This window comes from Shewanella sp. SM87, from assembly GCF_025653705.1.
Classification (GTDB): Bacteria; Pseudomonadota; Gammaproteobacteria; order Enterobacterales; family Shewanellaceae; genus Shewanella; species Shewanella oncorhynchi.
This window is the reverse complement of sequence record NZ_JAKKSC010000024.1, coordinates 12206-26072: the sequence shown is the minus strand read 5'-3', so window position 1 is coordinate 26072 and position 13867 is coordinate 12206. Positions and strand designations below refer to the sequence as shown.

Sequence of the window (13867 nt, the reverse complement as noted above, 5' to 3'; positions counted from 1 at the left end):
ACGACCAACCGAAAATAAAAATCCGCACCTTAGCATTAGTGACTATCAAGCGATGCACAGAAGTCAAAACGCTGTAAACAAATCCCACCCGAAGCAAGTGTGATCAAAATCACACTTAATCTATATCGCCTGTAAAATCATCCTTCTTTACAGTGAAAAGACCACGCAATGTTAAGCACGTGTCACACACTTGTTCTAATATTAACCAAGCTCAATAAGCTAAATTAGCAATGTCGAAAGCGTAAAAATAACAAATATAAATGCACTCGGGAAAACATAACCATGGAAATAGGGCTAAAGTTCAGAAGCATAGCTAAGGCTATGCTATGTATTTTGTTATCAATCGCGAGCGTTTCGGCCTCAGCGACCCCTTGGGATAACAAAAAACCAGAAGAAGTTGTTGCGACATTAGACAAAAAATTCGCCGAAGGTAAGTATTCCGCTAAAGGCGCTGATACTTGCCTGATGTGCCACAAAAAAAGTGCCATGGTGATGGCAATATTTGAGGGGGTTCATGGCAACCCCAATGTGAAAGATTCGCCTATGGCCGATTTGCAGTGCGAAGCCTGCCACGGCCCGTTAGGGAATCATAATAAAGGTGGCAAAGAGCCGATGATCACCTTTGGCGCAAACTCCCCTGTTCCCGCGCAAAAGCAAAACAGTGTCTGTATGAGTTGCCACAATGACAGTCAACGTACCGCATGGAAAGGCAATCACCACGATAACGCCGATGTCGCCTGTAGCAGCTGCCATCAAGTGCATACCGCAAAAGATCCTATCAGCGATAAAGCCAATGAAGTCACCATTTGTACCCAGTGCCATACCCAACAAAAAGCCGATATGCACAAGCGCTCGGCGCATCCATTACAGTGGCAACAAATGGTGTGCAGTGACTGCCATAATCCCCACGGCAGTTTAAACGATTCAAGCTTGAAGCAAATGAGTGTTAATGAAAATTGCTATAGCTGTCATGCCGAAAAACGCGGCCCTAAACTGTGGGAACATGCCCCCGTCACCGACAACTGCGCTAATTGCCATAATCCCCACGGCAGCGTGAACGAAGCCATGCTGATCAGCAAACCGCCACAACTGTGTCAGCAGTGCCACGCTTCGGATGGCCATAGCAGTAATGCCTATTTTGGCAATCAAACCAATGCCTTCACTTCTGGTAATTCCTGTATGAATTGTCATGGACAAGTGCATGGCTCTAACCATCCTTCTGGCAAATTACTGCAGAGATAACAAGGGAATGATCATGCGAACAGCTAAAATGTCTCACCCTAGCGCTTATTTCTCCCTCACTTTGCTGGCTTGGGCGATAAGCGGTGTTTTGACTCAAGCACACGCCGAAGGTTATGGGCTGCAAGAAGCGAATCGAAGTAGCATAAAGACAGAGGCATGGAGCTGTAAGCAATGCCAACCTAAGACAGGGCATATTGGCAATGTCAGTGCCAGCCTCGCTTACAACGATAGTGAGGACAGCCGTTTTGGTAACAGTACTGGAACAGATAATGATGGTCTCGTTGGTGCCGTCGGTGCGGATATGGTGTACAAAACACCGTCGGGTTATCAAACCGAGCTGGTCGCGGATAAGTTAGGTTTTGATGCGGGCTCAGCCATGCTCACAACGGGAAGGCTGGGAAACTATCAAATCAACTTGGGTTATAGAGGCTTAGCAAACTATAACCATAATCAACTCAAAAGCCCCTATACCTCAGTGCAAGATAAAATGTTATTGCCCGATAACTGGATAACAGGCGGCACAACGCAATCTATGCCTATGTTACAGAGCAGCCTTGTTAGCCAAGATTTAAGTATTCAACGTGATCGCTTTAGTATCGGTGGTTACTACGCGGGCAAAATATCACCTGAAGGTGACAATAACAGTCACTACAAAGCCTCGCTAAACTATCAGCATGAAGACCGCAGTGGCGCAAAAAAGACCAGTGCCAATATACTCACCAATAGCGTTATACTAGCCCAACCAATTGATGACAGTACTTATGAAGTCGATGCGAGAATTTATTTTAACGGTTCAGGCTGGCAAGCAGGCATCAATAGCCAAATCAGCCAATATAAAAATGATCACCAAGCCATGCTGTGGCAATCAGCCTACACGCCCACCTTTGGTGCAGCATACATAGGCCAGAATGCGGTCGACCCCGACAATAAAGCCTACAGAGTTGCCGCAGAAGCCTCAGGGGGAGCAAATGGTCAAAATGTATTGATGCACGCAGGCTTTAGCCGCATGACCCAAGATAACACCTTTATTCCTGCCACCATCAATGGCCCATCGCCCGTCCTGCCTGCGGATACCTTAAATGGCCAAGTCGATATTGTAGAGATGGACCTTAAATATTCAGGACGGATAAGCCAAGATTTAAGTATGCAGGCAAGTTACAACTATCAAGACAGAGATAACAAAACGGCTCAATTAGACTTTCCGCAGATCGTCACCGACAGTATTAATCAAGGCACAGCCCAAAATAGCCTTTATGATAAGCGCACCAAAAAACTCGAACTTAAAAGCAAATACCGTTTTACCTCAGCGGCTTATGCCGAAGCGGGTTACAGCCATAATGAAAACGATTATGCCGAACTCGACCGCCAATCCGTCGACGAGTCCGGCGTGTTTGCTAAACTAAGTTATCGCTATTCGCCCGCATGGTCAGCTTGGTTGAAAGGAGAAGCACTAGAGCGAGATGGCAGTGAATATCATCCCGTCGCAACCACTCAAAGTTCAAGTAATCCTTGGCTACGTAAATCCTACCTTGCCGATAGAAAAAGACAGAAAGTCACCTTACACACGGATTATCAGAGCGATATTGGTCTATCTCTTGGTGCCAGCTTACACAGCATTAATGACGACTATCATCATACCCTAGTAGGTCTAACAAAGGTGTCCTATCTCGGTTACGACTTGTCAGCCCAATATGTGCTGAGCAGTGACCTCAATTTAACCGCCTTTGTTAACCAAGATTGGCGCGATTCAGACCAAGCGGGCAGTAATTCCTTCTCGACACCCGATTGGTACAGCACTGCCGAGGAAAAATCAACCTTGATTGGTGCAGGGCTTAGTTATCAAAACCTGTTCGATCATCACCTCGATATTGGTTTGGATTACAGCTATTCCGATGGACAGAGTGATACAGAAGTGACCTACGGCATCACCAGTCCCTATGGCGATTTTTACGCCCGCAAACACAATATTAATGCCTACGCCAAATATAAGTTTGCCGACAGTATGTCGCTGCGCGTCGATTGGTTATTCGAAAAATATCAAGATGCTAACTGGCAAAACCAAGGCACAAGCTGGGACACGATTCCCAACGTACTCAGTTTTGGTGATATGGGCCACGATTACAACGCTCACTACTTAGGCTTGACCTTAAGCTACCAAATGTAACTTAGGCACTGACAGCGCATTCCAAGGATATAAATATGAACAAGTTTGCAAAAATTCGCACTCGATTCAGTCTTATGCTGGCCTTAGTCTCGCTATTAAGCGCCTGTGGCGGTGATAACGGCCAAGATGGTAATCCCGGTGAGCCTGCGAAACCGCCTGCATTAACGATAACTAACCTTAACATCATGGTCGATAAAGTCGCGATGACAGATGGCATTGCTCAAGTGGATTTTCAAGTGAGCAATCAAGATGATGAAGCCGTGATTGGTATCCCATCGGCGACATTTATTGCTGCGCAGCTTCTCCCCCAGGGTTATACAGGCGCGGGGAATAGCAGTGAATGGCAGCACTTTACCGCTGAAACCTGCGCGGCAACTTGCCCAGGCAGTCTCACAGATCATAAAAACGGTCACTACAGTTATACCTTCAGCGCCGCATTTAATGGCATGAATGGAGTGACGTTTATGCCCGAAGCGACCCAAAGAATGGTGGTCAAAATTGGCGGCGATAAACTTGCCGATAACACGCCCTTACCTATAACCAATCAGCATTATGACTGGCAATCTTCAGGTAGTAATGTCGCTTACACCCGCAACTTAGTCACAATAGAGACCTGTAATAGTTGCCACAGTAATCTAGCTTTCCATGGCAGTAGATATAATCAAATCGAAACCTGCGTCACCTGCCATAACAGCAAAAAAGTCAGTAACCCTGCGGATATTTTCCCACAAATGATCCACAGCAAACATTTAACCGGCTTCCCGCAACCCATTAGTGACTGCCAAACCTGTCACGTCGATAAGGCTGAGTTAACCGAACAGCAAAACTGGCGCAGAGTCCCGACCATGCAAGCCTGTGGTGCCTGTCATACACAGATCAATTTCCCCGCAGGCGAAGGACACCCAGTGCAAACAGATAACAGTAACTGCGTGGCGTGTCATAATGCCGACTGGACCGCAAGCGTACACAGTGATGAAGCTAAAACCGTGGCACTGATGCAATTTAGCCCAAGTATCACCAGCGCTAGTATGGATGCCAATGGTACGGTCACTGTTGCGGTTAAGCTGATGAATCCAGCCACAGGAACTGTGTATAGCGAAAGTGCCGATAAGCTAAAATTTATCAATGATTTAAGAGTATATGCCAACTGGGGAACCAGTTTTGATTATGCGACCCGTTCAGCTCGCTCGATTAAACTGCCGGAATCCACACCCATATCAGACTCTAATGGCATTTATACCTATACGATAGCGGGCCTTACCGTGCCAGCAGGCACTGAAACGGATCATGGCGGACTTGCGATTCAAGGCAGAGTCTGTGCCAAAGATAAAGTACTGGTTGATTGCACGACTGAACTGGCGGAAGTGTTAGTGATTAAATCCAGCCACAGTTATTTTGATATGGCAGCATTGAGCAATGAAGGTCGCCGTAGCGTTGTGAGCAATGCAAGCTGCGGTAATTGCCATGGTGATCAAAAACTGAATATTCACGGCTCACGTAACGATCTCGATGGTCAATGCCAGCTATGCCATAACGCCAATATGCTGGCCGATGCGACGGCAGCCAATCCTTCAATCACGTCATTTGACTTTAAGCAGCTGATCCACGGTATTCACACCAGTCAATTCACGGGGTTTGAAAGCCTAAACTACCCAGGAAAAATCGGTAACTGTGCCCAATGTCACGTTAACGATACTGCGGGGATTTCTACCGTCGCCCTCCCCTTAAATTCAGCGGTACAACCCCTTGCCCTCGATAACGGCACTTTTACCAGCCCAATTGCCGCTGTGTGTAGCAACTGCCATTCAGATACCAGCACTCATAACCACATGGCTCAGCAAGGTGCTGTTTTTGCAGGTACAAAATCCGATGCAACCGCAGGAACTGAAACCTGTGCTTTCTGTCATGGACAGGGCGGAGTCGCGGACGTGTTGAAAGTGCATCCAATAAACTAACCCTATGATGCTGGCCTAAAAAGGCCAGCAACTGCAGATATAAAAGGAACTCATACGATGCAGTCATCTACTCCTAAAGAAATAGTCAGATCTCAGTCACATTACCCGCCTAAAGTGACTGATAAATACCAGTGACTTAGTTAGCCTTACAGATGGAAAACTAATTCCACACATCTTATGCGGGTAATGAGATTTATTCTTATTTGCCAGGCGTTTGATGATGATTACAACTATTGCAGGGAAATATCATGATGAAACGGTTCAATTTCAATACCGCAACAAAAGCGATGTTGGGTGCCGGTTTACTCTCTCTACTACTCGCCGGTTGCGGTGGTAGTGACGGTAAAGATGGTGAAGACGGAAAACCGGGTCCGGTAGGCTTAGACATAAGTCAAGCCACCACACTCAAAGCCACACTTGAAGATGTAAAAATTGACAACGGCACTGTCAGCGTAGACATAGTACTAACGAATGCGAATGGCGTTCCTGTGACGGGCCTAGAGCAATACGCTCAAATCAATGCTATCGGATTGGGTATTGCAAAACTTACCCCTGAAAGTGGCAAAGGTTACAAAACACCTCAATGGGTCAGCTATATCAACTCAGTGAAAGCAGCTGATCCTGCACGCAGTCTTGCAAATTATAGCTATACCGATGGTAAAGATAGCGCTGGCAATCCTATTACTAAAGAAATGAAATTTACACCTGGTGATGCTATTCAAGCGAACATCGAATCTAGTTGTAAAACCACTTGTTTAACAGTGGTTGATAGTGGCGTTTACCGCTATACCTTCCAAACCAATTTAAGTACTTTGCCCGCTATTGAAGGTCTCGATTTAACCTACGACCCAACATTAATACATCGCATTACTTTAGAACTTCAAACCGATGGCAGTAAAGATGCCAAGTTAGTCAACAGCCATATCGACTTCTTACCAAGCGATAACTTTAGAGTAGCTAAAGAGACGGAAACGCGTACGGTCGTCGATTTAGAAGCGAACTGTATCAAGTGTCACAGCACAAATTATAGCGATACATCTTCTACTGCTAAGCCATTAGCACTACATGGCGGAAGACGGATCGGAATAGCAAACTGTCAAGTTTGTCATACCAGCTACAGTAAAGATCCAGAAACAGGATCACCTTTGGATATGGGCGCCATGGTTCATGCCATTCACAAAGGTACTTACGCTATGGTGGGTTACAGCGGAACGGCTTATGACTTTAGCGGTACTATGGCTAAAGCTGCGGCTGAAAGTGGCTACCCACAATACCGTGAAGGTAAAGACGTTTCTGAACGAGTCACTCTGCCTGTCTCTATCGGGAACTGCCAGTCTTGCCATAGCACAGATGACAAAGGACCCGTTGATGCCGCGAGCTTTAAACATCACAAAGGTTTAGCCTGCGCATCTTGTCACATGTCAGGTTTTAATCCAGTAGATAACAGTGAATGGTTAACGCCACCTGAAGGTCAAAAAGACCGTGGTTTCGTTGGTAACTATTTCCATTACTATGCAACACCTGAAATTGACGGTATTCCAGGTGCAAACCTAGTCAATGTATTCCAAAATGGAGGCTGCGCTTCTTGTCACGCCGAACAAGGTGAAGAAGGCAGCGCTAAATATCACTTAGCAAAAGCTAATGCCACTAAGTTACTGCGAACTGAATATGCCTATAAGTTAGAAAATGGCACATTTGATGTGGCTAAAGGAGAGTTAACATTCACAGTCGATTGGCACAGTGATGTTGCTCCACATCAAGATCCTAAAGTGAAAGAGTTTTGGGTCAGCTTAACGGCATTCAATGGCACTGAATACACCATGGGCCCACGTCCATCTAATGGTACTTTAGGTCGTAGCGAAAACCGTATTTCTGTAAATTTGGCCAAAGTTGAGACTAACGCTAACTTAACAGCGGTACCAAATGGCTCAAAAGTAACATACACATTAACAGGCATTAAAGCTGTTATTGGCACAAGTTCTGTTCCATACAAACAAATTGTTAGTATTGGTAAAGGCTTCATGGACGGCAAATTGCTGATCTGTGCAAACTCTGCAGAACTCGATCCAACGATGGATGCTGCGATTGATTGTAGTAACACTGAAGCACCAATCTACGAAGTGATTGTTGGCAGTAATAAAGCTTCATTCTCTGCCGATGCAAGTAATGTTACCGCACGTAGCATAGTCATCTCTGAAGCAAAATGTGCTAACTGTCATGGTGAGAAAGCTGACTTTTCAGCCTCTCATGCGCTGACCCATGCGGCAGACAAGCCTGATAACAGCTGTGGTACTTGTCACTCTGCTGTACCTAATACCGCGGTAGCTTTAGCCGATGGTAGTTGTGTGGCTTGTCACAATGGCGCTCCTGCTCACAGTAAAAAGCCATTTGAACGTGGTTTTGACTTTAAAGTCATGATCCACCAAATTCACGCTGATACTCGCAGTGTTCGCCGTTTAACAACAGATGCAGCAACCTTCCCTGAAAACCCAGCGAACTGCGCGGCTTGTCATGATAAAGGTCAACTTAGCTTAGCTACACTAGGCGATAAACCTGCGTTCTTAGCAAGTACTGGTGAATACTCACCAACCGTTGCAGCTTGTGCATCTTGCCATGCAACGACCGCAACTGACAGCGCAGTGATAGGTCACTTCGAAACCAATGGTGGTGTATATAACGCTGCTGCTGGCACTTATACTCCTGGTAGCGAAACCTGTGCGACCTGCCATGGTGAAGGTAAATCATTTGGTGTGGATAAAGTTCACCCAGTGAAATACTAATATGGAACCGAGTAACGAATCGCAAATCAGTCGTTACTCACATTAAATTCAGCAAAATCCCTCGCACTGCGGGGGATTTTATTTACATAACAGCAATCCCATTCAAACCTTTCTTTTATAGTATAAAGTCAACGCACATTACCCAGATAAAATCCGCTGTTTTTTTGTTCTAGAATCATTTTTACCTCTCGCTTTAAATACCTCTTTAGAAATAGAAAGATCCAAGTCACACATTAGCAAAGGCCTTGGAGATTTTAAGGTCATGTTAGGTTAGCCTTTCCTTGGGGAATTCTATTTCCAGCATCCACTTAAGTCGCTTCTAGTGACCAAAAACACAGACATAGAATCTGTTGGCTCTAGAACATAGCGTTTAAGCAATGCCAAACCTATGCAGGGAAAAAAATGATGAACGCACAAACAACTAAAATCGCACTGCTGTTAGCAGCAAGTGCAGTCACTATGGCCTTAGCGGGCTGTGGTGGCAGCGATGGTAATGATGGTAATCCCGGTGAACCTGGCGGCGAACCTGCTCCAGCGATTCAAACCCTTAATTTCGCCTTTGACAAATCTGTCGTCACTAACGGTATTCCGAGTGTTGAGTTTACCGTCACTAACGAAAATGATTTACCCGTTGTTGGCCTACAAAAAATGCGTTTTGCCGCAGCACAATTAATCCCACAAGGTGCAACTGGTGCAGGTAATGCGTCACAATGGCAATACTTTGGTGATGAAACCTGTGATGTCGCTGCAACATGCCCAGGGACTTTCGTTGACAAGAAAAACGGTCACTACAGTTATACTTTTAGTATGAACCTGACCGCTAACACTAAAGTCACCTATAACGAACAGTTAGCTCAACGAGTATTAATCCGCGCTTATAACACTCCGCTTCCCGATGGTACTCAAGTACCAAACAGTAACGCCTTTGTCGACTTCACTGCCGATACTGGCGCACTGCCAACATACAGTCGCAAAATTGTCGCCACAGAAAGCTGTAATACTTGTCACCAAGATTTAGCCAATGTTAAACATGGCGGCGCGTATTCTGACGTTAATTACTGTGCAACTTGCCACACAGCCGGAAAAGTCGGTGTAGGTAAAGAGTTCAATGTTCTCGTTCACGCTAAACACAAAGACCTTACCTTAGGCTCACTAGAAAGCTGTCAAAGCTGTCACGCAGCAAATGAGGCTACGCCTGATTGGAGTAATTGGTCACGTATCCCAACTGCTGCCTCATGTGGAAGCTGCCATAGCGCAGTGGACTTTGCTGCTGGTAAAGGTCACTCACAACAGCTAGATAACTCTAACTGTATCGCCTGTCATAACAGCGATTGGACTGCAGAACTGCACACAGGTAAGACTGCAGACAAAAAAGCCGTTATCGCTCAGTTAGGTATGTCAGCAGCACTTGCTGGTCAAGCTGATGATACTGCAGTATTAACCGTGTCTATCTTAGACAAAGATGGTAACGCAATTGATGCGGCAACCGTTCAAGATAAGATTAAACGTTTAGAGTCCGTTACCAACGTTGGCCCTAACTTCCCGATCATGGGCTACAATCCAAGTCCAGGTAGCGGTAAAGCGAAAATAGCGAAAGACTTAGTCAAAGATGGCGCACTGCAAGAAGGTGTAACCTTAGTTGACGGTAAATTGGTCTTTACAACACCCGCTCTACCTTTCGGTGCAGGCGATACTGATACCGCCTTTACCATTATCGGTTTAGAAGTGTGTAGCACTGGTACAAGCTTAACCGCATGTACCGCAGACAGCGCAACAACGAGCATGAAAGCTGAGCTAGCTTTTGGCACTAAGTCTGGTAAAGCACCGAGCATGCGTCATGTTAACTCAGTTGAGTTTGGTACCTGTCAAGGTTGTCACGGTGATAGCTTCGAAATTCACAAAGGCCACCATGCGGGTTTTGTGATGACAGAACAGCTATCACATGCAAAAGATGCCAGCGGTAAGCCAATCGTCGGTGTGGATGCGTGTGTCGCTTGTCATACCCCTGATGGTACCTATGCAAGTGGTGCTAACAAAGGTGCGTTGGAGATGAAATTACACGTTGTTCATGGTAAACAAGGTGTCATCAAAGAATGTACCCAATGTCATAACGACTTCAACCTAGATGCATTCAAGGTCAAAGGCGCTCTGGCAACAACTGCGGGTAAATACACCACGCCAATCACTGCCACTTGTACTTCATGCCACGCGCCAGAATCTATTGGCCACGGCTTAGAAAATATGGGCGCGATTGTGAACGGTGATTATGTTCAAGCCAATCAAGCGGCGCAGTCAGAAACCTGTTTCTACTGTCACAAACCCACACCAACAGATCACACTCAGGTGAAGATGTAATTTGCCCAAGCAGGGGGAGTTCGCTCCCCCTTTCTTGAATTTTGTTGGGACAAATTGGGAAGCCTATTATGAAGAACAGCCTAAAAATGAAAAACCTACTGCCGGCACTTGTCATCTCCATGGCAATGTCTGCAGTGATGTCTTTATGCATCACACCGAGTGCACACGCCTCAAAGTGGGATGACAAAATGACTCCAGAACAAGTCGAAGCCACCTTAGATAAGAAGTTTGCCGAAGGCAGCTACTCCCCTAAAGGTGCCGATTCTTGTTTGATGTGCCACAAAAAATCTGAAAAAGTGATGGACCTCTTCAAAGGTGTTCATGGCGCCATTGATTCATCAAAGAGCCCAATGGCTGGCCTGCAATGTGAAGCCTGTCATGGTCCTATGGGTCAACACAATAAAGGCGGCAACGAGCCGATGATCACTTTTGGTAAGCAATCGACCTTAAGTGCAGAAAAACAAAACAGTGTCTGTATGAGCTGTCACCAAGATGATAAACGCGTATCTTGGAACGGTAGTCACCATGACAATGCCGATGTCGCTTGTGCCTCATGCCACCAAGTGCATGTCGCAAAAGATCCTGTGTTATCAAAAAACACCGAAATGGAAGTCTGTACTAGCTGTCACACGAAGCAAAAAGCAGATATGAATAAACGCTCGAGTCACCCACTAAAATGGGCTCAAATGACCTGTAGCGATTGTCATAATCCCCATGGGAGCATGACAGATTCCGATCTAAACAAGCCTAGCATTAACGAAACCTGTTACTCCTGCCACGCCGAGAAACGCGGCCCAAAACTGTGGGAACATGCACCCGTTACTGAGAACTGTGTGACTTGCCACAATCCTCACGGCAGTGTGAATGATGCCATGTTGAAAACCCGCGCACCGCAGCTGTGTCAGCAATGTCACGCCAGCGATGGACACGCCAGCAATGCTTACTTAGGTAACACTGGTTTAGGTTCAAACGTCGGCGACAATGCCTTTACGGGTGGAAGAAGCTGTTTAAATTGCCACAGTCAGGTCCATGGTTCAAACCATCCATCTGGCAAGCTATTACAGCGCTAAGGAGACGAGAAAATGAAATTTAAACTCAATTTGATCACTCTGGCGTTACTAGCAAACACAGGTTTTGCAATAGCGGCCGACGGGTATGGCTTAGCCAATGCCAATACAGAAAAAGTCAAAATGTCCGCTTGGAGCTGTAAAGGCTGCGTTGTTGAAACGGGTACGTCTGGCACTGTGGGTGTGGGCGTGGGTTACAACAGCGAAGAGGATATTCGCTCGGCGAATGCCTTTGGGACTTCAAACGAAGTTGCGGGTAAATTTGATGCAGATGTCACCTTCCGTGGTGAGAAAGGCTATCAAGCCAGCGTTGAAGCTTATCAACTGGGCATGGATGGTGGCCGTTTAGATGTCAATGCGGGCAAACAAGGCCAGTATAATGTCAATGTAAACTATCGCCAAATCGCCACTTACAACAGTAATAGCGCCTTAACGCCCTACTCTGGTGTCGGCAGCGATAATTTAACCTTGCCAGACAACTGGGTAACTGCGGGTTCAAGCAGCCAGATGCCGTTACTGATGGACAACCTAAATGCCTTAGAACTGTCGCTCAAACGTGAGCGCACAGGGTTAGGTTTTGACTATCAAGGTGAATCGCTGTGGAGTACGCATGTGAGCTACATGCGTGAAGAAAAAACCGGCTTGAAAAAAACATCAGGTGGATTCTTTAACCAATCCATGATGTTAGCTGAGCCAGTTGATTACACCACTGACTCCATTGAAGCTGGCATTAAACTCAAAGGCGATCGTTGGTTCACTGCACTTAACTACAATGGCTCAATTTTTAAGAACGAGTACAACCAGTTAAACTTCGACAGTGCCTTCAATCCGACCTTTGGTGCTCAAACCTCTGGCACTCTCGCCCTTGACCCTGACAACCAGTCACACACAGTCTCGCTCATGGGCCAATACAACGACAATACCAATGTGTTAACAGGTCGTGTGCTTGCGGGACAAATGAGTCAAGACCAAGCATTAGTCACTTCAGGCTATGGCTATCAAGTGCCAACAGAGGCAGTTGATGCCAAAGTTGACCTCACAGGGTTGAACTTAAAAGTCGTCAGTAAAGTGACTAACTCACTGCGCTTAAGTGGTAGCTACGACTATAGCGACCGTGATAACAATACTCAAATTGAAGAGTGGACCCAAGTCAGCATCAACAATGTTAATGGTAAGGTGGCCTATAACACCCCTTACGATAACACTAGCCAACGCTTCAAAGTGGCGGCGGATTATCGTATTACCCATGGACTGAAGCTTGATGGCGGCTATGACTTCAAACGTGATGACCGTAATTATCAAGACCGTGAAACCACGGATGAAAATACCGTTTGGGCACGTTTGCGCGTTAACAGCTTTGAAACTTGGGATATGTGGGTTAAGGGCAGTTACGGTCAGCGTGATGGCTCGCAATATCAAGCTTCTGAATGGACATCTTCTGAAACCAACAGCCTGTTACGTAAGTACAATCTGGCTAACCGTGACAGAACCCAGATTGAAGCTCGAGTCACCCACTCGCCAATCGACAGCTTGACCATAGATTTCGGTGCCCGTTACGCATTAGATGACTACTCTGACACAGTTATTGGCTTAACTGAGTCAAAAGACACCAGTTATGATGCCAACATCAGCTACATGATCACCGATGATTTACTGGCGACAGCCTTCTACAACTACCAAATCATTGAGTCTGAACAAGCGGGAAGCAGTAATTACAGCACCCCAACGTGGACCGGATTCATTGAAGATAATGTAGATGTGGTCGGAGCAGGCCTGAGCTACAACAACTTGCTTGAGAACAAGTTACGCATGGGATTGGATTATACTTATTCAAACTCCGACAGTAACACTCAAGTCAGACAAGGTATCACAGGCGACTATGGCGATTATTTTGCCAAAGTGCACAACATTAACTTATATGCTCAATATCAAGCCACCGAGAAAATGGCGCTGCGCTTGGATTATAAAATTGAGAATTATAAAGACAATGATGCCGCCAATGATATCGCCGTCGATGGGATCTGGAACGTCGTAGGCTTTGGCAGCAATAGCCATGACTACACAGCGCAAATGATCATGCTGAGCATGAGTTACAAACTCTAATCGATACTGTTCATAACACGAAAGCCCGCATGTTGCGGGCTTTTGTTTAAGCGCAGCAAGATCTTTTAAAGCGATTACATCATGGCAGATAACAGTAAAAATCTTGAATAAGATCAGACTCTGGCGCAAAAGTCCGCCCATAAAAAGCTTAATCCTTGAGTTTTGGCTCACTTTAGCGGATCTTAATTCAATCTTTTAGTT

Annotated in this window: 7 protein-coding genes; all 7 read left to right on the top strand. The window is 45.9% G+C overall.

From position 1 onward, the window contains the following. Positions 1 to 282: 282 nt before the first annotated feature. The 7 genes from L5M11_RS17255 (at position 283) to L5M11_RS17225 (ending at position 13666) form a co-directional block, all read left to right on the top strand. Entirely contained in the window at positions 283 to 1242 is a 960-nt protein-coding gene (locus tag L5M11_RS17255; RefSeq protein ID WP_263144397.1) for a DmsE family decaheme c-type cytochrome, read from the top strand. Between the two features lie 13 nt (positions 1243 to 1255). Then, complete coding sequence (locus L5M11_RS17250) at positions 1256 to 3406, top strand: MtrB/PioB family decaheme-associated outer membrane protein (RefSeq protein WP_263192836.1); 2151 nt, start codon at positions 1256 to 1258, stop codon at positions 3404 to 3406. 35 nt (positions 3407 to 3441) lie between these two features. Further along, positions 3442 to 5361: an OmcA/MtrC family decaheme c-type cytochrome gene (locus tag L5M11_RS17245; RefSeq protein ID WP_263192835.1), complete on the top strand. Its 1920-nt coding sequence runs from the start codon at positions 3442 to 3444 to the stop codon at positions 5359 to 5361. A 248-nt stretch (positions 5362 to 5609) separates the two neighbouring features. Then, positions 5610 to 8141, top strand: a complete 2532-nt coding sequence (locus L5M11_RS17240; protein WP_173245650.1) for an OmcA/MtrC family decaheme c-type cytochrome — start codon at positions 5610 to 5612, stop codon at positions 8139 to 8141. Between the two features lie 402 nt (positions 8142 to 8543). Further along, positions 8544 to 10496, top strand: coding sequence for an OmcA/MtrC family decaheme c-type cytochrome (locus tag L5M11_RS17235; protein ID WP_173245653.1), 1953 nt, complete (start codon positions 8544 to 8546; stop codon positions 10494 to 10496). A gap of 68 nt (positions 10497 to 10564) precedes the next feature. Then, on the top strand, positions 10565 to 11566 hold the full coding sequence (gene mtrA / locus L5M11_RS17230; RefSeq protein WP_028760483.1) for a decaheme c-type cytochrome MtrA: 1002 nt from the start codon (positions 10565 to 10567) through the stop codon (positions 11564 to 11566). 12 nt (positions 11567 to 11578) lie between these two features. Then, positions 11579 to 13666, top strand: coding sequence for an MtrB/PioB family decaheme-associated outer membrane protein (locus L5M11_RS17225; RefSeq protein WP_173245655.1), 2088 nt, complete (start codon positions 11579 to 11581; stop codon positions 13664 to 13666). The last annotated feature ends 201 nt before the right edge of the window (positions 13667 to 13867 follow it).